21 protein-coding genes and 1 riboswitch are annotated in these 20,421 nt (G+C 70.1%); of the genes, 10 read left to right on the forward strand and 11 right to left on the reverse strand.

Features of this window, described 5'->3' with window-relative positions:
• Positions 1–7: 7 nt before the first annotated feature.
• A complete protein-coding gene (phhA, locus tag PSESU_RS00210) occupies positions 8–901 on the reverse strand; it encodes a phenylalanine 4-monooxygenase (RefSeq protein WP_013533735.1) in 894 nt (297 codons plus the stop codon).
• Between the two features lie 129 nt (positions 902–1,030).
• On the opposite strand from phhA, the gene PSESU_RS00215 reads away from it, so the two are divergent.
• The gene (locus tag PSESU_RS00215; RefSeq protein WP_013533736.1) at positions 1,031–1,510 is read left to right on the forward strand and encodes an Lrp/AsnC family transcriptional regulator; all 480 of its coding nucleotides are present in this window, start codon (positions 1,031–1,033) and stop codon (positions 1,508–1,510) included.
• Between the two features lie 96 nt (positions 1,511–1,606).
• Positions 1,607–2,011: a GFA family protein gene (locus tag PSESU_RS00220; RefSeq protein WP_013533737.1), complete on the forward strand. Its 405-nt coding sequence runs from the start codon at positions 1,607–1,609 to the stop codon at positions 2,009–2,011.
• 51 nt (positions 2,012–2,062) lie between these two features.
• Here PSESU_RS00220 and PSESU_RS00225 read toward each other — a convergent pair whose 3' ends face one another.
• The 5 genes from PSESU_RS00225 to PSESU_RS00245 form a co-directional block, all read right to left on the reverse strand.
• The gene (locus PSESU_RS00225) at positions 2,063–3,088 is read right to left on the reverse strand and encodes a TIGR00266 family protein (protein ID WP_013533738.1); all 1,026 of its coding nucleotides are present in this window, start codon (positions 3,086–3,088) and stop codon (positions 2,063–2,065) included.
• Positions 3,089–3,185: 97 nt separating this feature from the next.
• A complete protein-coding gene (locus PSESU_RS00230; protein ID WP_013533739.1) occupies positions 3,186–4,040 on the reverse strand; it encodes an acid phosphatase in 855 nt (284 codons plus the stop codon).
• Between the two features lie 71 nt (positions 4,041–4,111).
• Positions 4,112–4,888, reverse strand: a complete 777-nt coding sequence (locus PSESU_RS00235; RefSeq protein ID WP_013533740.1) for a rhomboid family intramembrane serine protease — start codon at positions 4,886–4,888, stop codon at positions 4,112–4,114.
• 261 nt (positions 4,889–5,149) lie between these two features.
• Entirely contained in the window at positions 5,150–5,968 is an 819-nt protein-coding gene (queF, locus tag PSESU_RS00240; RefSeq protein ID WP_013533741.1) for an NADPH-dependent 7-cyano-7-deazaguanine reductase QueF, read from the reverse strand.
• A gap of 46 nt (positions 5,969–6,014) precedes the next feature.
• The gene (locus tag PSESU_RS00245; protein WP_013533742.1) at positions 6,015–6,875 is read right to left on the reverse strand and encodes an EamA family transporter; all 861 of its coding nucleotides are present in this window, start codon (positions 6,873–6,875) and stop codon (positions 6,015–6,017) included.
• Between the two features lie 101 nt (positions 6,876–6,976).
• Between PSESU_RS00245 and PSESU_RS00250 the strand changes: the two genes are divergently transcribed.
• Both PSESU_RS00250 and zapE read left to right on the forward strand, forming a co-directional pair.
• Positions 6,977–7,642: an alpha/beta hydrolase gene (locus tag PSESU_RS00250; protein ID WP_013533743.1), complete on the forward strand. Its 666-nt coding sequence runs from the start codon at positions 6,977–6,979 to the stop codon at positions 7,640–7,642.
• Positions 7,639–8,775 (forward strand): cell division protein ZapE, encoded by a 1,137-nt coding sequence (gene zapE / locus PSESU_RS00255; protein ID WP_013533744.1) that lies wholly within the window; start codon positions 7,639–7,641, stop codon positions 8,773–8,775. Before PSESU_RS00250 ends, zapE begins: the two co-directional genes overlap by 4 nt.
• Positions 8,776–8,778: 3 nt before the next feature.
• Here the strand turns inward: zapE and PSESU_RS00260 are convergent, their stop codons facing one another.
• Positions 8,779–9,396 (reverse strand): DUF998 domain-containing protein, encoded by a 618-nt coding sequence (locus tag PSESU_RS00260; RefSeq protein ID WP_013533745.1) that lies wholly within the window; start codon positions 9,394–9,396, stop codon positions 8,779–8,781.
• Between the two features lie 84 nt (positions 9,397–9,480).
• Positions 9,481–9,696: riboswitch (cobalamin riboswitch) on the forward strand.
• Positions 9,697–9,872: 176 nt separating this feature from the next.
• Between PSESU_RS00260 and PSESU_RS00265 the strand changes: the two genes are divergently transcribed.
• The 5 genes from PSESU_RS00265 (at position 9,873) to PSESU_RS00285 (ending at position 14,939) form a co-directional block, all read left to right on the forward strand.
• Positions 9,873–12,317 carry a ribonucleoside-diphosphate reductase subunit alpha gene (locus PSESU_RS00265; protein WP_013533746.1) on the forward strand — a complete coding sequence of 815 codons (2,445 nt, stop codon included), beginning with the start codon at positions 9,873–9,875 and terminating at the stop codon, positions 12,315–12,317.
• Positions 12,318–12,477: 160 nt separating this feature from the next.
• Entirely contained in the window at positions 12,478–13,542 is a 1,065-nt protein-coding gene (locus PSESU_RS00270) for a ribonucleotide-diphosphate reductase subunit beta (RefSeq protein WP_013533747.1), read from the forward strand.
• A gap of 139 nt (positions 13,543–13,681) precedes the next feature.
• Positions 13,682–14,158: a flavodoxin gene (locus PSESU_RS00275; RefSeq protein WP_013533748.1), complete on the forward strand. Its 477-nt coding sequence runs from the start codon at positions 13,682–13,684 to the stop codon at positions 14,156–14,158.
• Positions 14,130–14,456 carry a thioredoxin family protein gene (locus PSESU_RS00280; RefSeq protein WP_013533749.1) on the forward strand — a complete coding sequence of 109 codons (327 nt, stop codon included), beginning with the start codon at positions 14,130–14,132 and terminating at the stop codon, positions 14,454–14,456. The genes PSESU_RS00275 and PSESU_RS00280 overlap by 29 nt, the downstream gene beginning before the upstream one ends.
• A 75-nt stretch (positions 14,457–14,531) precedes the next feature.
• Positions 14,532–14,939 carry an acyl-CoA thioesterase gene (locus PSESU_RS00285; RefSeq protein WP_013533750.1) on the forward strand — a complete coding sequence of 136 codons (408 nt, stop codon included), beginning with the start codon at positions 14,532–14,534 and terminating at the stop codon, positions 14,937–14,939.
• A gap of 13 nt (positions 14,940–14,952) precedes the next feature.
• On the opposite strand, the gene PSESU_RS00290 is transcribed toward PSESU_RS00285, so the two are convergent.
• The gene (locus tag PSESU_RS00290) at positions 14,953–15,141 is read right to left on the reverse strand and encodes an oxidoreductase-like domain-containing protein (protein WP_013533751.1); all 189 of its coding nucleotides are present in this window, start codon (positions 15,139–15,141) and stop codon (positions 14,953–14,955) included.
• Between the two features lie 392 nt (positions 15,142–15,533).
• Here PSESU_RS00290 and PSESU_RS00295 point away from each other — a divergent pair, with 392 nt between their 5' ends.
• Entirely contained in the window at positions 15,534–17,786 is a 2,253-nt protein-coding gene (locus PSESU_RS00295; protein ID WP_013533752.1) for a methyl-accepting chemotaxis protein, read from the forward strand.
• Between the two features lie 97 nt (positions 17,787–17,883).
• Here the strand turns inward: PSESU_RS00295 and pncA are convergent, their stop codons facing one another.
• The 3 genes from pncA to PSESU_RS00310 all read right to left on the reverse strand — a co-directional run bounded on the left by pncA (position 17,884) and on the right by PSESU_RS00310 (position 20,300).
• Positions 17,884–18,504, reverse strand: a complete 621-nt coding sequence (gene pncA, locus PSESU_RS00300) for a bifunctional nicotinamidase/pyrazinamidase (protein ID WP_013533753.1) — start codon at positions 18,502–18,504, stop codon at positions 17,884–17,886.
• A gap of 93 nt (positions 18,505–18,597) precedes the next feature.
• Positions 18,598–19,269 carry a Fe2+-dependent dioxygenase gene (locus PSESU_RS00305; protein WP_013533754.1) on the reverse strand — a complete coding sequence of 224 codons (672 nt, stop codon included), beginning with the start codon at positions 19,267–19,269 and terminating at the stop codon, positions 18,598–18,600.
• Positions 19,270–19,409: 140 nt separating this feature from the next.
• Positions 19,410–20,300: a fructose bisphosphate aldolase gene (locus PSESU_RS00310; RefSeq protein ID WP_013533755.1), complete on the reverse strand. Its 891-nt coding sequence runs from the start codon at positions 20,298–20,300 to the stop codon at positions 19,410–19,412.
• Positions 20,301–20,421 lie beyond the last annotated feature (121 nt).

Consider the following 20,421-nt stretch of genomic DNA (forward strand, 5'->3'; position numbering starts at 1 on the left):
TCGTGGTTCAGACGTCGCCGTCCTGGGCCCAGCCCTCGCCGCTGCCGCGATGCAGGACGCGGTCGCCGTCGCGTACCTCGCCGGCCGGCAGTGCCGGCTGCCGCATCAGGCGCGCATACACCGGGGTGAAGTCCGGGGCGGTGGCATCCATCAGCTGGCGGAAGCTGTCGATCACGAAGTAGGTCTTCTGGAAGGTGTCGATGCGGTAGCGGGTGCGCATGATCCGCTCCAGGTCGAAGCCGATCCGGTTCGGCGCATCCGACTCCAGCGAATACTTCGACTCGCCGGCCGAGGACACGATGCCGGCACCGTAGATGCGCAGGCCGTCGGCCTGGCGGATCAGGCCGAACTCCACCGTGTACCAGTACAGCCGGGTCAGGTTCTGCAGCGCCTCCGGGCCGATCGCGTGCGCCTTCACACCGCCGCGGCCGTAGGCCTCCATGTAGTCGGCGAACAGCGGGTTCATCAGCAGCGGCACGTGGCCGAACAGGTCGTGGAACAGGTCCGGCTCGGCGATGTAGTCGATCTGGTCAGGGCGCCGGATCCACCAGGTCACCGGGAAGCGGCGGTTGGCCAGGTGCTCGAAGAAGTCCAGCTCCGGCAGCAGGCCTTCCACACCGACCAGGGTCCAGCCGGTGGCCGCGCCCAGCACCTCGTTGAGCTGGTCGAAGCGCGGGATCGCGCGCGCGTCCATGCCCATCGCGTCCTGGGCCTGCAGGAACTCGTCGCAGGCCCGTCCCACCAGCAGCTTGCGCTGGCGCTCGTACAGCGTGCCCCAGGTGGCGTGGTCGTCGGCGCTGTAATCGTCCCATGGCTGTTCGACGATCGCGGTGGTGTAGACCGGGACATAACCCTTGTCGGTCTGCAGGCGTTCGGATTCGACGCGGCGGGGGCTGGCCATGGCTTGGACTCCGGTGCGGGCGCTTGGTCCCAGCCTATGGCGGTTGCCGCGCAACCGGGTTGCAAAGTTGCAGCCGCCGGCCTTCCTGGCGCAATGTTGTTGCGTCGAACAGATGATGCACTGCAACGAATGGCCGATTCCGTCGAGCTCGACCGCACCGACCTGCGCCTGCTGGCCCTGCTCCAGCGGGAAGGCCGCGCCCCCAATGCCGAACTGGCCGCCCGGGTGAACCTCAGCCCCTCGGCCTGCCTGCGCCGGATCCAGCGGCTCGAGGCCAGCGGAGTGATCGCCGGCTATGGCGCGCGCCTGGATCCGCGCGCGCTGGGCCTGGGCCTGCAGGCCTTCGTCCGGGTGCAGCTGGAGAAGCACGGCGGCGCGGTGATCGACCGCTTCGTCGAGCGGGTGCAGGGCTGGGACGAGGTGGTCACCTGCCATGCCCTCACCGGCGACATGGACTACCTGCTGCACGTGCACGTGGCCGACCTGGAGCACTTCTCGCGCTTCCTGCTCGACCGCCTGCTCAACGACTCCGGCGTGGCCGACGTCAATTCCAGCTTCGTGCTGCGCACGGTCAAGGCCTACGCCGGCTTGCCGCTGCCGGCGGCGTGAGCACCTGCCCCGCGCGGCACGACCGCCCGAGGACTGCTGGCGACGACCGCGGCATTGCGCGCATGCTCGCGCAACGCACATGATCAGGAGCCAATGATGTCCAGGACCGTCGGTGGGGTCCCCGTGCAGCCGGTGCACATGGCCAGCTGCCACTGCGGCGCGGTGCGGCTGGAGGTCGAACTGCCGGACGGCATCGTCGAGCCGCGCCGCTGCGACTGCTCGCTGTGCCGGCGCAAGGGCACGATCGTGGCCTCGGTGCCGCTTGAACGACTGCGCGTGGTCGCCGGCCAGGACCAGCTGCGCCTGTACCAGTTCAACACCATGACCGCGCGCCACTGGTTCTGCGGTACCTGCGGCATCCACACCCACCACCAGCGCCGCTCCGACCCCAACGAGTACGGGCTCAACGTTGGCTGCCTGGAAGGGATCAATCCCTTCGACCTGGGCGACATACCGACCAGTGACGGCGTGAACCACCCTTCCGACCGCGAACCGGCCTGAGCGCGGGTGCGATGCAGGCGCACGCCGCGCCTGCATCGACCGGTCGGAAGATCAGAAGCGGTTGTCGCCGTCGAGGATGCGGCCGAGTCCCCCCAGCACCGAGCCTTCGCCGCGGTTCTGCCCGCCTGCCTGGGGCGCCGCCGCTAGCATGCGTCCGGCCAGGCGCGAGAACGGCAGCGACTGCAGCCAGACCTTGCCCGGACCGGTGAGTGTGGCCAGGAACACGCCTTCGCCGCCGAACAGCATGCTCTTGATGCCGCCGACCGGGCGCACGTCCATGCTCACGCCGGCGTGGTAGCCGACCACGCAGCCGGTATCGACGTCGATGCGTTCGCCGGCGGCCAGCTCGCGCTCGACCACGCAACCGCCGGCGTGGATGAACACCCAGCCGTCGCCCTCGAGTTTCTGCATGATGAAGCCCTCGCCGCCGAACAGGCCGGTGAGGATCTTGCGCTGGAAATGCACCCCGATCTGCACGCCGCGCGCGCCGGCCAGGAAGCTGTCCTTCTGGCAGATGATCCGGCCGCCGTGCTCGTCCAGCTTCATCGCCAGCACCGTGCCGGGGTATGGCGCGGCGAACGCCACCCTGGCCTTGCCGCTGCCGCCGTGGGTGAACATCGTGGTGAACAGGCTCTCGCCGGTGATCACGCGCTTGCCGGCCGACAGCAGCTTGTCCATGAAGCCGCCGCCCTGGCCCTGGTGCGAGCCGTCGCCGAACACGGTATCCATCTGCACCGCCGAATCCTTGAACATCAGCGCGCCGGCCTCGGCGATGGCGCTTTCGCCCGGATCCAGCTCGATCTCGACGAACTGCATCTCCTGGCCGTGGATCCGGAACTCGATGTCGTCGGCGCGGCTGCGGCCGCCCTGGCGCGGCGGAGGCGGCGGCACCGACGCCGGGTCGCCCGGCACGCCATCGACCAGCTCGGCGATGTTGCGCACCGGCAGCCAGTCGCCCATGCCCTCGCGCCAGGCCAGCAGGCCGGGATTGCGCGTGGCCTCGGCGCGCGCGCTGTCGGTGTCCATCGGGCCGATGCGGCGGTTGCTTGCGGGGTCGTGCAGGTACCACTGGGTCATGGCGGCCTCCTTGGGAAATCGGCAGGCCGAGTCTAGGGCCTCCGGCCGCCGGGGGGGTGCCGGAGGTTGGTACGGGCCGCGCCGGCGCGGCGTCGGTTCAGCCAGCCGCGGCGGGCATGGCCAGGGCGGCGGCCTCGGCGGCGCAATCGCGGGCGGGCACGCGTCCGGCGGCGCGGGCCGCGGCCAGTTCGCGGCGGGCGGCATCCAGGTCGGCCAGGTAGGCCGGTTCGGACTGCAGGCGGGCGAAGGTAGCCGCACCCATGAACTGGCCCTCGATCACGTCGGTAGTCCAGTGCACGTTGCACACCACCCGGCTCTCGCCGAAGGCGCGGCCGCGCGCCAGCAGGGTGTCGCCGCGTTCCGGCGCGGCCGAGGCCAGCACCAGCGACCACAGCGTGCCGATCGCGGTGTGCCCGGACGGATAGGAGCCGCTGTGCGCCAGGTCCGCCTCGTCCTCCGGGGTGCAGGTCGGCGCCTTGTTGGACAGGAACGGGCGCGGACGCTTGTACAGGTCCTTGGCGGTGCGGGTCGAGCGCGCGGCGTCGGCCAGGGTGCGGCGCAGCAGGCGCCAGGTCGCCGGGGTGTGCGCTACGTCGATCTCCACGCCGAGGGCGCAGGCGAACAGCGGGGCCGCCTGCGGGAAGTCGAGGTCGGCATCGACCGCGGCCTGGGCGAAGCGCGGGGTATCGCGCAGGGCGAGCGCGGCACGCATGCGCGCCTGGTCCAGGCCCGCGGCCTCGCCGGCAGGCGGCGGAGGCAGCAGGGCGGCGCTGTCGGGAATGGCGTCGTCGGCCAGGTAGCCGATCGCGCGGCCGGGGCGGCTTTCGGGCACGCCGTCGGCGGCCAGGCCGGGCGCGGGCGGGGTCGGGCGCGCGCTGCAACCGGCCAGTGCCGTGGCCAGCAGGACGAGGACGAGGACGGGGCGGCGGCGCGCCTGCGCGGTGCGATGCATGAGGGGTCCTGCGGACACGGGAGCGGCCGCCATTATCCGCGCGCCATGCACCAGCAACGAGCGCCGGTTCGCTATTCCTCCGGCAGGCCTGGCCGCGGGCGCGGGGTGAAGCGCAGGACCACGCCGCGGCCGGGCGGCTGCTGGCGCTGCCACAGCACCGGCACCTCGCGCGGGGCGACCGGTTCGAGCTCGTCGGCATCGCGTCCGGCCAGGGTCGCGGCTTCCTCCTCGTCCTCCCAGCTGTAGCGCGGGCGCGGCGGCAGCGGATCGGCCCGCCACCACAGCAGTCCGGCGACCACGCCGGCCAGGCCGCCGCCGAGGTGCGACTGCCAGGAAATCCCCGGCTCGTGCGGCAGCACGGTCATCAGCATGCCGCCATAGAACAGCACGCCGATCATGCCGGCGGCAATCGAGGCGCGGTCCCGGCGGCGCAGGCCGAGCACCGCGATCATGAACATCAGGCCATGGGTCAGGCCGCTGGCGCCGAGATGGCGGCTGCCGGCCTCGCCGAGCAGCCAGGCGCCCAGTCCCGAGCCCAGCCACAGCAAAGGCAGCGCACGCAGGGTGGCGCGCGGATAGACCGCGCCGGCCAGGGTGCCGAGGATCAGGATCGCGCCGGCATTGGCGCCGAGGTGTTCCGGCGAGCCATGCAGCAGCGGTGCGGCCAGCAGGCCCAGCCACTGCCCCAGGTCGCGTGGCGACACCGCCAGCGCGCCCACGTCCAGCGCGGGCTGGGAGACGAACACCACCAGCAGCAGGAAGACGAAGGCCAGGCTGGCATTGAAGGCGCGCAGGATCCGGTGGCGGTCGCCGCCGGGCTGTGACGCGGGGTTGGATGAGGTGTCCATTCCCCCTGCATGGCGCCGGCCTGCGGCCGAATCAACCGGGCCCGGGCAAAAAGAAGGGCGCGGAAACCGCGCCCAAGCATTGCTCAGCCCTGCCGGGAGAGAGGGACAGGTGGAACGGGACCACCAGGCCCGCGCTCGTGCCGCGGGCCGATTGGCCAGGCGGAGGGGATCTGCGCGCCGGGCCGGGGAGACTGCAGGGCCAAGTTGTCACAGCCTCCGTTAACGTTTCATCTGGAGGCCGTGAAGCGCGCATTGCCGCTGTTACTGGCGCAGGTCCCGCTCTGCGCCGGGTGCCGGCTGGCCCGGCGTGGCCCGCCACGGATTGATGTCCAGCCCGCCGCGCCGCGTATAGCGCGCCTCGACCGATAGCCACTGCGGCTGGCAACGCGCCAGCACGTCCAGGAAGATCTGCTCCACGCACTGCTCGTGGAAGCCGGCGTGCTCGCGGTAGCCGGCGATGTAGCGCAGCAGGCTGCCACGGTCGATGCGCGGCCCCAGGTAGCGCAGGTGCACGCTGCCCCAGTCGGGCTGGCCGGTGACCGGGCAGTTGGACTTGAGCATGCCCGAATGCAGGTACTCCTCGACCACCTCGCCCGCATCGGCGCGCAGCACTTCCGCCTGCGGCGGACCGTAGTGGTCGATGTCCACGTCGGCGTCGTCGACGCTGGTGCCTTCCTGGCCCCCGGCCATCGGCGGCAGGCCGAACCGGACCTCGACAGGAGCGCCGGCGGCACGCGAGAGATCGTCGACCACGCGCAGGCGCAGGGCCTCGGCATCGTCGAAGCGGGCCGCGTTGAGCGAGTTGAGGTAGAGCTTGAACGACTTGGACTCGACCAGGCAGGGCGAATCGGCCGGTACCACCACGGTGGCGGTGCCGGCCTGCGGGCGGCCGCGGCCATCCAGCCAGCCAAGTTCGTAGGCATGCCAGCGGTCGTGGCCGATGAAGGGAAGCGCGGTACCGGGGGCCAGCCCAAGCTCGGCGCGGGCACCGGCACGCGGGATCGGGAACAGCAGCGTCGGGTCGTAACGGGTCGGGTAGGCGACCTCGCGACCGAGGCTGGAATCCTGGGGAGTATTCATCGGCACATTCTAGGCAGCCATGCCTGCATGGCGCTTGTCCGGCGCTTCAGCGCGTGGAGGCCAGCGCAATCAGCGCGATGGCGAGGATGGCCAGGGCGATGGCCGCGCGGTTGAGTCCGGAGGTGCGCTCGCGGAAGGCCAGCACGCCGACCAGGGTGCCCAGCACCACCACGCCGATGTTCATGGTCGCGAACACCGTGGCCGGGCTGTCCGGCAGGGCCTGGTGCGCGCGCACGTAGAACACGATGTTGCCGAAGTTGAGCAGGCCCAGGCCGAGGCCCGCGGCGGCGTGGCGCAGGCCCGGGCGCATGCCGTCGCGCAGCATCCGCCACAGCTGGATCGCGGACATGCCGAAGAACGCCAGCACGAAGGCCACCAGCAGCGCCGCCGAGGCAGGGGTGCCGGACATGGCCAGCTGCTTGAGCATCACGTCGACCAGGGCGAAGCCCGCCCACACCGCCAGCAGCAGGAGCCAGCCGCGGCGGTCGGGCGCCGAGTCCGCAGGGCGCGCGAGGATGCCCAGCACCGCCAGCAGGCCCAGGCCGATGCCGGCCAGCTTCAGGGCCCCGGCGCGCTCGCCGAAGAACACGAAGGCCGCGCCCAGCGACAGCAGCAGCGACAGGCGCTGTGACACGTCGGTGCGGACGATGCCGGCGTGGCGTACCGCAGCGGCCAGCACCAGGAACAGCGTCGGCAGCACCGCCGCCAGCACCAGCAGTGCGACCCAGGGCGCGTCCGGCTGGTGCAGGGACGCGGCCGGCGGCTTCAGCAGCCAGGCCGAGAGCAGGGCCGCGGCCAGGTAGTTCCAGGTGATCATCTGGCCCACGTCCCAGCCGCGCCGCGGCGCCAGCTTCAGCAGTACCGAGACCAGGACACTGCAGGTGACGCTGAGCAGGAGGAAGTGCATGCGGAGGGTGGGCCGGAACGGGCGGTCATTGTCGCCGGGCCGGGCCCCCGCGGCGACCGCCTTCGCACCGGGTCCTCGCGGGCGGTCTGTATCATGTGCGCATGAGCCAGAGCGCCTTTCCCGACCAGTCCACCACCCTGATGCTCGACGGCCCGGCCGGCGAGCTGGAAGTGGCGGTGGACCTGCCCGAGCCCGCCGATGCCCGTCCGCTGGTGGCGGTGGTCTGCCATCCGCTGCCCACCGAGGGCGGCACCATGCACAACAAGGTCGTGACCATGGTGGCGCGCGCGCTGCGCGAGCTTGGCGCGACCACGGTGCGCTTCAACTTCCGCGGCACCGGCGGCTCCGGCGGCGAGTTCGACCGCGGCGTCGGCGAACGCGAGGACCTGCGTGCGGTGGTCGACTGGGTGCGCGCCGCGCGGCCCGGCCAGGCCCTGTGGCTGGCCGGTTTCAGCTTCGGCTCCTACGTGGGCCTGTCCAGCGCCGCCGAGCTCGCTCCCGATGCGCTCATCTCGATCGCCCCGCCGGTATCCGGCCGTGGCTGGGACTTCTCCGGCATCGAGGTTCCCGAGGTGCCGTGGCTGGTTGTGCAGGGCGACCAGGACGAGATCGTCGACCCGCAGGCGGTGTACGACTGGATCGACACGCTGGAGCGCAAGCCGCAGCTGGTGCGCATGCCCGAGACCAGCCATTTCTTCCACCGCAGGCTGATCGACCTGCGCGGCGCGATCCAGCACGAGGTCAAGGGCTGGCTGCCGCAGGCATGACCGCAGGTCCCGTACGCACCCCGTCCCGGGTCTACGCCGAGGGCGCCGCTGCCGGGCGCTGGCGCGATGATCCGGCCCAGCATCCGGCACTGGGCGAGCTGGACCGCATCCACCAGGGCCTGCTGGCGCCGGCCGACGGCGGGCTGCTGTCGCGCCTGCTGTCGCGCCCGCCGCGGCCGGTGCAGGGCCTGTACTACTGGGGCGAGGTCGGGCGCGGCAAGACCTTCGTGGTCGACCTGTTCTACGAATCGCTGCCGCTGCCGGTGTACTCGCCGGGCATCGGCAAGCCGCAGGTCAGCAACGGCAAGTACCGCACCCACTTCCACCGCTTCATGCGCGGCGTGCACGAGCGCCTGCGCGACTACGCCGGTGAGGCCGACCCGCTGGCGCTGGTCGCCCGGCGCTGGCGCGGCTCGCTGAAGGTGCTGGTGCTGGACGAGTTCTTCGTCACCGACATCGGCGACGCGATGCTGCTGGCGCGCCTGCTGGAGCGGATGTTCGCCGAGGGCGTGACCCTGGTGACCACCTCCAACACCGCGCCGGAGAACCTGTACCGCGACGGCCTGCAGCGCGCCAGCTTCCTGCCGGCGATCGACCTGCTGCAACGGCACTGCGTGGTGCTGCGCTCGGATGGCCAGGAGGACTACCGCCTGCGCGCGCTGACCCGCTCGCCGGTGTACCGCTCGCCGCTGGATGCGGGCGCCGATGCCTGGCTGGCCGAGCGCTGGCGCGAGCTGAGCGGTGGCGACGCGGCCCATGCGTGCAATATCGAGATCGATGCGCGCAAGATCCCGGTGCGCGGCCGCGGCAAGAGCATCGCCTGGTTCGACTTCGCCGCGCTGTGCGAAGGCCCGCGTGGCACCACCGACTACATCGAGATCGCGCGCGAGTTCAACACCGTGCTGCTGGGCGGGATCCCGCGCATGGACGCATTGAACGAGGACGCGGCGCGGCGCTTCGTCAACCTGGTCGACGAGCTATACGACCGCCAGGTCAACCTGGTGTGCACCGCCGACGCGCAGCCGACCGGGCTGTACGCAGGCCATCGCCTGCAGGGTGCGTTCGAGCGCACCGCCTCGCGCCTGATCGAGATGCAGAGCGCCGAGTACCTCGGCACCCGGCACCGCGCCTGAGCCTCAGCGCCGCGTGCCGGCGCGCAGCTGCCAGGCGCACAGGCCGAGCCAAGCCAGGTAGAGCGCGATCACGGCCTTCTGCGAGGCGCCACGCGGCAGCTCGCGCCACAGCGCATGCGCCCACAGCCCGGCGAAGGCCAGCATCGCCAGCGGCAGCAGGATCCGCCCCGTCGCGCGCCAGCGCGGATCGTGCCGCAGCGTGGCCGACTGCAGCAGCATGCCGCTGCCTACCAGCAGGAAGGCCGACATCGCCGAGATGCGGTGGACCAGCACGCCCAGCTCGTCCACCGGGTATCCCGGCGCCGGGCCGGGCCACATGGCGGTGACCGCCAGTGCCGCCGCGCCGATGACCAGCAGGACCGGCACCAGCACGTGTCGCGCCGCCGGCAGCAGGCTGCGGTGGACCTGCACCGCCAGAACCGCCACGCCCAGCGCCAGTCCGTAGTACGCACAGCGCAGCCACGCGCCCCATTCGCCGCTCAGGTACAGGCTCAGCGGCGCCTGCCACGGGTCGTAACCAGGGCGCAGGAACTGCACCGCCACCGCGGCCAGCAGGAAGTGGAACACCGAGGCCAGGACCAGCAGGCTGGCAGTGGCGTCGCGGGAGGGCTGGATCGTCATGCGCGGGAGTTTCGCAGAACCGTTCCGGTGAGGTGCGCCATGGCGCATTTCTACAAGATATGGTTGACCAGTGGCATGCGGCCACACTATGTTGTGTCTGTCGGTTCCGGTGGCCCAAGGCCACCGGATTAAAAGGGAAGTCCGGTGGGCCGCAAGGCGAATCCGGCACTGCCCCGCAGCGGTAACCGGAAACGAACCCGCGTCAATGCACTGGGCCACGGGCCTGGGAAGCAGCGGCAGTAGGCGAGGCCAGGCCTCACGTCCGGAAGTCCGAAGACCTGCCGACAGCCGCGCGAAGCACACCGCGCGGTGCCGGTCGTGGATCCCCGGAGGGGGGAGGGCTGGTGAAGCATGGACCGCCGCAGCCGCGCTGCGTCGCGGCCATTGCGACGCTGCCTCCGCATCCTGCGTTCCGCACCGGATCCGAGTCCTTCGAGGGAGGGACACGGCGTGCATCACGCAACGGAGGATGCGCAATGACGTCCCAGGACACCTCTTCGCCGGTCGCCACGCCGGCGGATCCCGTCGTGGCCGCCGCACGCGCGGCACGGGCCATCGACCCGAACGACCACGTGCCACTGCCACCGGCCGCCAGCGGATCCGCGCACCCGCCCGAGGCCGAGGCCACCACCTGGATCACCAAGGAGGCCGGCAACCGGCGCCTGGCGTTCGATCCGGCGCGCCTGGAGCGCAGCATCGATGTAATCGCGGCCGGGTTCCCGCAGCTGGAGATCGGCGACTACAAGCGCGCCGTGCTCGGCTTCGTCGCGCGCAAACCGGCGCTGTCGGCCGACGACCTGGTCGACCACCTGATCCGCGAGGCCGAAGCGCGGGTGGACCTCACCGCACCGGAATGGGAGCGGTTCGCCGCGCGCCTGTACCTGCGCCGGCTGTACAAGCGCGCCAGCCGCAACCGCTTCTACGACGCCGGGCAGAAGTACGGCTCCTACGTCGGCCTGCAGGAGAGCCTGGCCGACCGCGGCATCTATTCCAACGACATCCTGCGCGCGTACTCCAAGGAAGAGCTGGAGGAAGCCGGGCGCATGATCGAGCCCGAGCGCGACAAGCTGTTCGCCTACAACGGCCTGTACCTGCTGGCCACGCGCTACCTGGCCACCGATACCGCCCGCAACGTCTACGAGCTGCCGCAGGAACGCTGGCTGACCATCGCCTTGTACCTGATGCAGGAGGAAAAGCCACGCGAGCGGCGCATGCAGCTGGTGGGCGAGGCGTACTGGGCGCTGTCCAACCTGTACATGACCGTGGCAACGCCGACCCTGCAGAACGCGGGCAAGGTGGGCGGCCAGCTGTCCAGCTGCTTCATCGACACGGTCGACGACAGCCTGCAGGGCATCTACGACTCCAACACCGACATCGCCCGCGTGTCCAAGGGTGGCGGCGGCGTGGGTGCCTACCTGGGCTACGTGCGCGCCGCCGGCGCGCCGATCCGCGGCGTGCCCAATTCCTCCGGCGGCGTGGTGCCATGGATCAAGCAGCTCAACAACACCGCCGTGTCGGTGGACCAGCTCGGCCAGCGCAAGGGCGCGGTGGCGGTGTACTTGGACATCTGGCACCGCGACATCGAGGCCTTCCTCGACCTGCGCCTGAACAACGGCGACCAGCGCCTGCGCGCGCACGACGTGTTCACCGCGGTGTGCATCCCGGACCTGTTCATGGAGGCGGTGGAGCGGCGCGGCGACTGGTACCTGTTCGACCCGCACGAGGTGAAGCAGGCCAAGGGTTGGTACCTGCAGGACTTTTACGACGAGAGGCGCGGCGAGGGCAGCTTCCGCAGCAAGTACCAGGAGCTGGTCGAGGACGGGCGCATCGGGCGCAGGACGGTCAAGGCGATCGACCTGTTCAAGCGGATCATGGTTTCGCAGCTGGAGACCGGCAACCCGTTCATGTTCTACCGCGACGAGGTCAACCGGAAGAACCCGAACAAGCACTGCGGCACGGTGTATTCGTCCAACCTGTGCACCGAGATCCTGCAGAACCAGAGTCCGACCCGGATGATCCAGGAGGTCATCTCCGGCAACCAGATCGTGACCACCAGGCAGGCCGGCGACTTCGTGGTCTGCAACCTGTCCTCGATCAACCTGGGCCGCGCGGTGGTCCAGGCCGATGGCCAGGGCGACCTGATCAGCGACGTGCTCGAGCGCCTGGTGCCGATCCAGGTGCGCATGCTCGACAACGTCATCGACCTCAACCAGCTGCCGGTGCCGCAGGCGACCATCACCAACCGCAGGTACCGCGCGATCGGCCTGGGCACCTTCGGCTGGCACCACCTGCTGGCGCTCAAGGGCATCCACTGGGATTCGAAGGAGGCCGAGGACTACAGCGACGCGCTGTACGAGCGGATCAACCGCCTGGCGATCCAGGCCAGCATGGAGCTGGCGAAGGAAAAGGGCACCTACCCCGCGTTCCCCGGCAGCGACTGGCACACCGGCGCCTACTTCCGCGAGCGCGGCTACAACTCGCCCGAGTGGCTGGACCTGGCCGCGCAGGTGGCGGTCAACGGCCTGCGCAACGGCTGGCTGCTGGCGGTGGCGCCGAACATGTCCACCGCACAGATCGCCGGATCCAGCGCCTCGATCGACCCGGTCTACTCGGCGTTCTACTACGAGGAAAAGAAGGACTACCGCCGCCCGGTGGCCGCCCCCGGCCTGTCTCTGGAAACCTGGCCCTACTACGAGAAGGGCGCGTGGAAGGTGGACCAGTTCGCCTCGGTGCGGCAGAACGCGCGCCGCCAGCGGCACGTGGACCAGGCGATCAGCTTCAACCTCTACGTGCCCTCGTCGATCCGCGCTTCGGTGCTGCTGGAGCTGCACCTGGAGGGCTGGCGGCAGGGCCTGAAGACGACGTACTACGTGCGCTCGAACGATATCGACGTGGCCGAGTGCGAATGGTGCAGTAGCTGACTGCGCGTTCGCGCTAGTCAGGTTCCACGGTTCGCGCTGCGAACCGCGGGCCCCGCTCCGCATTCCTCCATACCCCCGCGCCTTCGGCGCGCCCCCTGACTCAGGGGGCTTTCCTCCAGAGGGCTGGCTGCAGAAGGCGGCCGGCAAAGAGAGAAGAACAATGAACGTTGTTGCTGCACCGCGAACCGCTACCCGGCTGGATCGCATCCGCATCCTCGAGCCGCGCCATCCCAACCGTTCGACCGGCATCATCAACGGCACGACCTCGGGCATCCTCAACTGGAACGACATCCCCTACCCGTCGTTCTATCGTGCCTACAAGGAGCTCTCGACCAATTTCTGGATCCCGGACGAGGTCGACATGAAGAGCGACGCGCGCCAGTACGGCGAGCTGTCGGCGCGCGAGAAGAACGCCTTCGACTCCATCATCGGCCTGCTGGCCACCCTGGACTCGCCGCAGACCCGCTTCATCTACAACGTGGCCGAGTACATCACCGATCCGGCGGCGCATGCCAACGCGGCGATCATCGGCCAGCAGGAGGTGATCCACAACGAGAGCTACAGCTACGTGCTGGCCTCGATCACCGACCTGGCCAACCAGAACCGGGTGTTCGAGATCGCGCGAACCCACCCGACCATCCTGCGCCGCAACGCCCCGATCATGGCCGCGTACGACGACTTCATGCGCGAGAAGACCGCCGAGACCCTGCTGCGTGCCCTTATCCAGTCCTCGATCCTGGAAGGCATCAACTTCTATTCCGGCTTCGCCTACTTCTACAACCTGGTGCGGCAGAACCGGATGGCCGGCACCGGCAAGATCATCAGCTTCATCAACCGCGACGAACTGGCGCACACCAAGTTCATCAGCGAGGTGATCCGCGCCATCGTCGGCGAGAACCCCGAGCTGCAGACCGACGAGCTGGCCGACTACGTCCACCTCGCGTTCCGCCACGCGATCGAGCTGGAGACGCAGTGGACCGGCGAGGTCCTGGACGGCATCGACGGCATCGACGTGGACGAGATGATCCGCTACGTGAAGTACCGCGCCAACAAGATGGCCGGGATGCTGGGCATCGAGTCGCTGTACACGGAGACCACCGACAACGTCATGCCCTGGATCCGCGCCTACGCCGACAACTTCACCGAAACCAAGACCGACTTCTTCGAGATGCGTAACGCCTCGTACAAGAAGACCAATGCGGACAACGGATTTGATGATCTATGAGGCAGGTGATTCGTGATTGGTCATTCGTGATTGGAAAGAGCAAAACCTGCGTCGGCAGCAATCGCGGGACACGGACATTGACCTCGAACCCTGGCCTTCATCGAATCACCAATCCCGAATCACCAATCACGGCTTTCAAATGCCCCTCCTGATCGCCTACGCCTCCCTCAGCGGCAACACCCGCGATCTTGCGCGGCAGGTACGTGCGCGCTGCGAGGCACGGGGGCATGCCGTGACCTGGCTGGAGGCCGGGTTGCACACGCCGGCGGAGATCGGCGATCCGCGGCATGACCTCTACCTGCTGGGCAGCTGGACCGACAACGCCGGGCGCACGCCGGCGGAGATGAAGCGGTTCATCGGCGACCTGGTCGCGGCCGTGGGCCGTCCGGCGAACGTGGCTGTGTTCGGCACCGGCGAGACCCAGTGGGGCGAGGAGTACTACTGCGGCGCCGTGCGGCGCATCGCCCGCTTCTTCGATTCACCCTTCCCGACGCTCGAGATCGAACAGATGCCGCATGGGCAGCGCGACGCACTGGCCATCCGCCGCTGGACCGACCAGGTCCTGGACACCATCGGAACCGACACCCATGCAGACCCTGCACGCCACCTCGCCTGAGGAACACGCTGCCGCGCTGGCGGCCCATCCCCACCTGCTGGTGGACTACTGGAAGGACGACTGCCCGGGCTGCGCCATGCTCGACCTGTCGCTGCGCCGGTTCGCCGCGGAACCCGCGGCGAAGGGCCTGGTGCTGCTGAAGGTGAAGCTGGAGGACCTGGGCGAAGAGTTCTTCCGCGGCCTCGGCCTGCGCCAGACCCCGACCCTGTCGCTGTACCGCGACGGCCGCGAGGTCGCGCGCCTGCCGGGCTTCCAGTCGCCGGCGCAGGTCGCTGCCGCGGTCGCCAAGGTCTCCTGAGGTCGTGCCATCGTCCACGCGCTGGGATGCCCGGATCGGCGATGATCCGGACAGGCCCACAGGGAGAATGCCGTGATGTCCGAAGCCGTCACCGTCGGGGAGCGCCCGACCGAAGCGCGCCTGATGAACATGGTCTTCCCGGACCACACCAACCACCTGGGCACGCTGTTCGGCGGCCAGGCCCTGGCCTGGATGGACATGGCCTCGTTCATCGTTGCCTCGCGTTACGCGCGTACCACCGTGGTCACCGCACGCTCGGAGCAGGTGGACTTCAACCAGCCGATCCACAAGGGCGACCTGGTCGAGGTCATCGCGCGCCTGGTCAAGGTCGGGCGCAGCTCGATGAACGTCGAGGTCGAGGTGATCACCGAGAACCTGCTGACCGGCGAGCGCAAGCTGTGCACCCGCGGCCGCTTCGTGATGATCGCCCTGGATCCGCTGGGCCAGCCGACGCCGGTGCCGCAGCTGCCCGGCGCCGACTGAGGCCGGAGCCGACTCAGTCGGCCGCTCCGGGGTGCCGCTCCTGCCACGCGGCCAGCGCCTGCCGGTACTCGTCCAGGGCTTCGGCGTAGAGGTCGTACACGCAGATCGGGCAGCCGCTCTCGCAGCACTCCGCGGGCAGCGGCTTCTCGGGCGGCTGCGGACGCGGATCGTCGGCGGGTAGCGGCTCGGGGATGGAGGACATGCGGGCAGGGACTGGTTACGTGCGTCCCATTGTCCCGTGCCTGCGACGCTGCGAACAGCAGTGCAGGACAGGCACTCCGGAAAGCTCGTGTTGATCGGCGTGATCCACATGGCCTGTCGCGCCGCCGCGTGACCCGCCGGCGATTTCGTGACCGCCTGCGCGAATGCGGACAGATCCCCGCGGAAAGCTGCCAACCCCGTCTCATCCATTGGTCTAACCGGGCAATTGATGCCTAAACGCGGGGCCGGGGCCGCCGATACCCCCCTACCCCGATCAGCCCCCGCAGCCCACGCTCCACGCATGGCCGGCTGGTGCGGGGACATTCCTCCACCTCGACGCCGGAGCGGCGCGGCCCGCCGCACGCCCGGTACCAAGACCTCCCCCGGGTAGCCATGAACGAGTTCCTGCAACGCTTCACGGTCGGCAAGCGCATGTTCGCCGGCTTCGGCCTCATGCTGCTGCTGATGGCGGCGATCGCCACGGTGTCGGCCGTCTCCCTCTCGATGCTGGAGCGCCACCTGCGCAGCATCGCCACCGAGCACACCACCAAGATCCGGCTGTCGAACCTGCTGTACGACCATGCCAACGAGCTGTACATCGACCTGCAGGCGGTGCTGCTGACCGCTGACGCCGAAGGCCAGCAGCTGGCGCTGGACAAGCTCACCGAAACCCGCGAGCACTTCGTCGCCACCTACGACGAGCTCGCGGCGATGCCGGGCGACGAGGCGGGCAAGCGCCTGGTGGCCGCCATCGGCGATGCGCGCCTGGCGACGGTGCCGACCAACAACGAGGTGATCGGCCTGGCCACCAGCGGCCAGCGCGAGGAAGCCCTGGCCTACCTCACCGCCACCGCGGCCCCGGGCATGCAGGCCTGGCGCGAGGCGGTGACCGCCAACCTCGAACACGAGCAGGAGATGATGGGCCAGGCCTACGCGGACGCCAGTGCCGCGGCCGACCGCACCCGCGTCGCCATGTTCGCGGTCCTGGGGCTCGCGATCGTCCTCGGCGTGTTCCTCGGCATCGTGTTCACCCGCAGCCTCACCCTGCCGCTGGCGCGTGCCGCCGCGGCCGCCCGCGACCTGGCCGCCGGCCGCATCGAGGGCGAGCGCCTGACCGGCGGACGCGACGAGGTGGGCGAGGTGCTGCGCGCCGTCCAGGCCACCCGCGTGTCACTGCGCACCCTGCTCGACGGCATGGCCGAGATGGGCCGCCAGCACGACGAAGGCCATATCTCGGCGCGCCTGGACCCGGAGGCGGTGCAGGGCGAGTACCGCACCCTCAGCGAGTTGATCAACGCGCAGATCGGCAGCCACATCGACGCCGCCCTGCTGGCCGCACACATGGCCGGGGCCTATGCCCGCGGCGACCTGCGCGAGGACTTCCCGCGCCTGCCGGGCGAGAAGGCGGTGCTGATGCACGCCATGGACGAGGTGAAGTCCAACATGCTGGCGCTCAGCGAGGAGATCGGCACCCTTAGCGGCGCCGCGGTGCATGGCGACTTCAGCCAGCGCGGCAACGAGGCCCGCTTCGAGTTCGGCTTCCGCGACATGGTCGCTAACCTGAACCGGTTGATGGCCACCGCCGACGGCAGCCTGCAGTCGCTGTCGCACCTGCTCAGGGACGTGGCCGACGGCGACCTGACCGCACGCATGGACGGCGAGTACGAGGGCGTGTTCGCCGACATGCGCGACGCGGCCAACGCCACCGTGCGCAACCTCACGGGCATCGTCGGCCGCATCCAGCAGGCCTCAGGCAGCATCAACAACGCCGCCGCGGAGATCTCGCAGGGCAACGCCGACCTGGCCCGCCGCACCGAGCAGCAGGCCGCCAACCTGGAGGAAACCGCCGCGTCGATGGAGGAGCTCACCTCCACCGTGCGCCAGAACGCCGAACACGCGCGCCAGGCCAACCAGCTGGCGATCGGGGCGGCCGGGGTCGCCTCCGAGGGCGGCGTGGTGGTCGGCCAGGTGGTCGAGACCATGAGCGCGATCGAGGATTCCTCGCGCAGGATCTCCGAGATCATCTCGGTGATCGACGGCATCGCCTTCCAGACCAACATCCTCGCGCTCAATGCCGCGGTGGAGGCCGCGCGCGCCGGCGAGCAGGGCCGCGGCTTCGCCGTGGTCGCCTCCGAAGTGCGCACCCTGGCCCAGCGTTCGGCCGGTGCCGCCAAGGAGATCAAGCAGCTGATCGACGACTCGGTGCAGAAGGTGGCCGATGGCTCGGGCCTGGTGCGCAAGGCCGGGACCACCATGGGCGAGATCGTCAGCAGCGTGCAGCGGGTGACCGACATCATGGCCGAGATCTCCGCGGCCTCGCAGGAGCAGACCGCCGGCATCGAGCAGGTCAGCCAGACCGTGGTGCAGATGGACGAGACCACCCAGCAGAACGCCGCGCTGGTGGAAGAGGCATCCGCGGCTGCGCGCGCGATGGAGGAACAGGCCAGCCAGCTGGTCGAGGCGGTGGCGGTGTTCCGCCTGGAAGCGGGGGCCGCGCGGCCGACGGCGCGTACCGCGTCGCGCCCGGCATCGCCGGCCGCGCCGGTGCAAGCCAGGCCGCAGCCGGCCCCGCGCCCGCGTGGTGGTCGTGCGTTCCCGGCGCTGTCGGTGGCGGCGGCCGCCGAGGGCGACTGGCAGGAGTTCTGAGCCGCGGCCGGCTCATACGGTGTGCGGAAGCCGTCCCCCCGCGGCTTCCCCCGGACGCCGGCCCTGGTGGCCGGCGTTCTCTTCTCCACGGAGGCGGTCAGCCGACGACGATGCCGGCCGCCTCCAGGGCCGCGCGGGTCGGCGCGTCGCCGTCCGGGGTCACCGGCCGGGTCAGGTCCCACAGGAAGCGCACGCGGAAGCCGGCAGCCAGCGCGTCCTGCGCGGTCCACAGCACGCAGTAGTCGCGGGCCAGGCCGCAGACATGGACCTCCCCGATGCCGCGCTCGCGCAGCCAGCCGGCCAGGCCGGTGGGCGGGCGCTGGCCGTCCGGCCCGTGGTTCTCGCGGAAGCCGCTGTAGGAATCCACCTGCGCGCGGGTTCCCTTGCGCAGTACCAGGTCGGCGGCGCTCCAGTCCACCCGCGGGTCCAGCGCCGCACCCGGCGTGCCCTGCACGCAGTGGTCCGGCCACAGGGTCTGCGGCTGGCCGTGGAGTTCGATCTGCTCGAACGGCCGGCGGCCGGGATAGGCGCTGGCGAAAGAGGCGTGGCCGGGCGGATGCCAGTCCTGGGTGGCGAGCACGGTGCGGTAGCGGCGCGCGCGCAGCAGCGCGTCGATGGCCGGGACGATGGCATCGCCCTCGTGGCAGGGCAGCGCGCCGCCGGGCATGAAGTCCGGCTGCAGGTCGACGACGATCAGGGCGGTGGTGTCAGGCAGCATCGGTGGCCAGCGGAAGACGCCGCGGCTTGGCGCGGCGGGTGCCCAATGATGCCGCAGGCAACGTGCCGGCGGCCCCCTTGCCCGCCGTCCGGTTCAGGGCTCGGCCGTGCGCCGCAGCAGGTTGGAATAGCACTTGTTGACCAGTTCCAGGGCCCGTTCGGCGCCTTCAAGCCCGGTCAGCTGGGTGCGTGCGGCGGACAGGTCGTGCAGCATCTCGCGCATCGCCGGCTCGCGCACCAGGCTCTGCACCCAGCCGACGATGGCGATGCGCTCGCCGCTTTCCACCGGGCGGACCCGGTGCAGCTGTCCGGTGGGATAGCAGATCGCCGAGCGCGCCGGCAGCTTGAACGCCATCTCGCCGCTGCCGTGCTCGAAGGCCAGCTCGCCGCCTTCGTAGCTGTCCGGGTCGCTGAGGAAGATGGTGAAGGACACGTCGCTGCGCACGTGGTTGGGCGCGCCCATCACCGCCGCGTCCACGTGCAGGCCGTAGGCCATGCCCGGCTGGTAGCGGCTGACCAGCATCGCGGCCAGGCGCCGCGGCTGCGCCGCGCTCATGAAGGTGTCGTCGCGCCCCAGCGCCTGCATCACCAGCGCGGTGATGTCCTTCATCACCGGATGGTTCCAGGGGATCTGCTGGTTCTGCTTCTTGCGGTGCAGGTATTCACCTGCGGTGGCGCGGCCGTCCGCGAACTCGACCCCGGCCAGCAGGCGCTGGATCTGGGCCAGTTCCCCCGGCGTCAGCACTTCCGGCAACGTCAGGATCATCCCGTTTTCCCCGTCGGGCCGTTCCCGCGGCCCCCCCTTGGCCCCAGTGTAGGCGGGCGCCGGGCGCGATCAAGCTCGCACGCCGGCGCATCCGCCCGGGGCGGCCAGGGTCCCGCGCGGGACCCGGGCCCATCCACGCCTCAAGCGATCGAGGCGCGGTAGATCGACTCGATCGAGGCGTCCAGCGCCTTGTCGAACTCCTCGTCGCCCTGCTGCGCGCCGAGGCCCTCGGTCAGGGCACGGCTGAAACTGGCGATCACGCCCGGGTTGCGGGCCAGCTTCGCGTTGGCGTCGTCGCGGCTGTAGCCACCGGAGAGGGCCACCACCTTGAGCACCGACGGATGCGCGACCAGCTCGGCGAAGAAGCCGTCGACGCTTGGCAGGGTCAGCTTGAGCATCACCGGGGTGGAGGCGTCGATGCCGTCAAGGCGCTCCAGCAGGCCGCGCTTGAGCTCGGCCTCGATCGCTTCCTTGTCGGCGGACTTGATGTCCACCTCCGGCTCGATGATCGGCACCAGGCCGGCGGCCAGGACCTTGCGCGCCAGCTCGAACTGCTGGTCGAGCACGGCCGCGATGCCCACGGCGTTGTTGGCCTTGATCACCGAGCGCTCCTTGGTGCCGAACACGCCCTTGGCCTTGGCCCGCGCCAGCAGGTCCTCCAGGCCCGGGATCGGCTTGAGCATCTGCACGCCGCCTTCCTCGTCCTCCAGGCCCTTGTCGATCTTGAGGAACGGCACGACCTTCTTCTGCTCCCACAGGAAACGCGCGGCTTCCTGGCCGGCGAAGCTGTCGTCCAGGGTGCGCTCGAACAGGATGGCGCCGAGGATGCGGCCGTCGAAGGACGGGCTGGTGACGATGCGCTCGCGCATGCGGTGGACCAGCGCGAACATTTCCGCGTCGTTGGAATAGGCGGATTCGTCGACGCCGTAGAGCTTCAGCGCCTTGGGCGTGCTGCCGCCGCTCTGGTCGAGCGCGGCGATGAAACCCTGGCCGGAAGCAATGCGGTCACGCTGTTCGCTGTTGATGGTCACGGCAGATCCCTTTGCTGTTCTGGGGGCCGACGATCTTAGCGCCGGGCCCGTAAGCGCGACGTACCGTCCGCACAAGACAACGCTGTCAGCCGTACGCCGTGGTGCGGACATGTGGGCGATA

Origin of the sequence: Pseudoxanthomonas suwonensis 11-1 (assembly GCF_000185965.1) — a bacterium.
GTDB classification, from domain to species: Bacteria; Pseudomonadota; Gammaproteobacteria; order Xanthomonadales; family Xanthomonadaceae; genus Pseudoxanthomonas; species Pseudoxanthomonas suwonensis_A.

What these genes read in the sequence shown, in the direction of transcription:
- PSESU_RS00285 (WP_013533750.1), top strand. Translation starts at nt 14,532, where the DNA reads ATGTCCGAAGCCGTCACCGTCGGGGAGCGCCCGACCGAAGCGCGCCTG.
- PSESU_RS00260 (WP_013533745.1), bottom strand. Translation starts at nt 9,396, where the DNA reads ATGACGATCCAGCCCTCCCGCGACGCCACTGCCAGCCTGCTGGTCCTG.
- PSESU_RS00265 (WP_013533746.1), top strand. Translation starts at nt 9,873, where the DNA reads ATGACGTCCCAGGACACCTCTTCGCCGGTCGCCACGCCGGCGGATCCC.
- PSESU_RS00270 (WP_013533747.1), top strand. Translation starts at nt 12,478, where the DNA reads ATGAACGTTGTTGCTGCACCGCGAACCGCTACCCGGCTGGATCGCATC.
- pncA (WP_013533753.1), bottom strand. Translation starts at nt 18,504, where the DNA reads ATGCTGCCTGACACCACCGCCCTGATCGTCGTCGACCTGCAGCCGGAC.
- queF (WP_013533741.1), bottom strand. Translation starts at nt 5,968, where the DNA reads ATGAATACTCCCCAGGATTCCAGCCTCGGTCGCGAGGTCGCCTACCCG.
- phhA (WP_013533735.1), bottom strand. Translation starts at nt 901, where the DNA reads ATGGCCAGCCCCCGCCGCGTCGAATCCGAACGCCTGCAGACCGACAAG.
- PSESU_RS00250 (WP_013533743.1), top strand. Translation starts at nt 6,977, where the DNA reads ATGAGCCAGAGCGCCTTTCCCGACCAGTCCACCACCCTGATGCTCGAC.
- PSESU_RS00230 (WP_013533739.1), bottom strand. Translation starts at nt 4,040, where the DNA reads ATGCATCGCACCGCGCAGGCGCGCCGCCGCCCCGTCCTCGTCCTCGTC.
- PSESU_RS00275 (WP_013533748.1), top strand. Translation starts at nt 13,682, where the DNA reads ATGCCCCTCCTGATCGCCTACGCCTCCCTCAGCGGCAACACCCGCGAT.
- PSESU_RS00290 (WP_013533751.1), bottom strand. Translation starts at nt 15,141, where the DNA reads ATGTCCTCCATCCCCGAGCCGCTACCCGCCGACGATCCGCGTCCGCAG.
- zapE (WP_013533744.1), top strand. Translation starts at nt 7,639, where the DNA reads ATGACCGCAGGTCCCGTACGCACCCCGTCCCGGGTCTACGCCGAGGGC.
- PSESU_RS00215 (WP_013533736.1), top strand. Translation starts at nt 1,031, where the DNA reads ATGGCCGATTCCGTCGAGCTCGACCGCACCGACCTGCGCCTGCTGGCC.
- PSESU_RS00235 (WP_013533740.1), bottom strand. Translation starts at nt 4,888, where the DNA reads ATGGACACCTCATCCAACCCCGCGTCACAGCCCGGCGGCGACCGCCAC.
- PSESU_RS00295 (WP_013533752.1), top strand. Translation starts at nt 15,534, where the DNA reads ATGAACGAGTTCCTGCAACGCTTCACGGTCGGCAAGCGCATGTTCGCC.
- PSESU_RS00245 (WP_013533742.1), bottom strand. Translation starts at nt 6,875, where the DNA reads ATGCACTTCCTCCTGCTCAGCGTCACCTGCAGTGTCCTGGTCTCGGTA.
- PSESU_RS00305 (WP_013533754.1), bottom strand. Translation starts at nt 19,269, where the DNA reads ATGATCCTGACGTTGCCGGAAGTGCTGACGCCGGGGGAACTGGCCCAG.
- PSESU_RS00225 (WP_013533738.1), bottom strand. Translation starts at nt 3,088, where the DNA reads ATGACCCAGTGGTACCTGCACGACCCCGCAAGCAACCGCCGCATCGGC.
- PSESU_RS00280 (WP_013533749.1), top strand. Translation starts at nt 14,130, where the DNA reads ATGCAGACCCTGCACGCCACCTCGCCTGAGGAACACGCTGCCGCGCTG.
- PSESU_RS00220 (WP_013533737.1), top strand. Translation starts at nt 1,607, where the DNA reads ATGTCCAGGACCGTCGGTGGGGTCCCCGTGCAGCCGGTGCACATGGCC.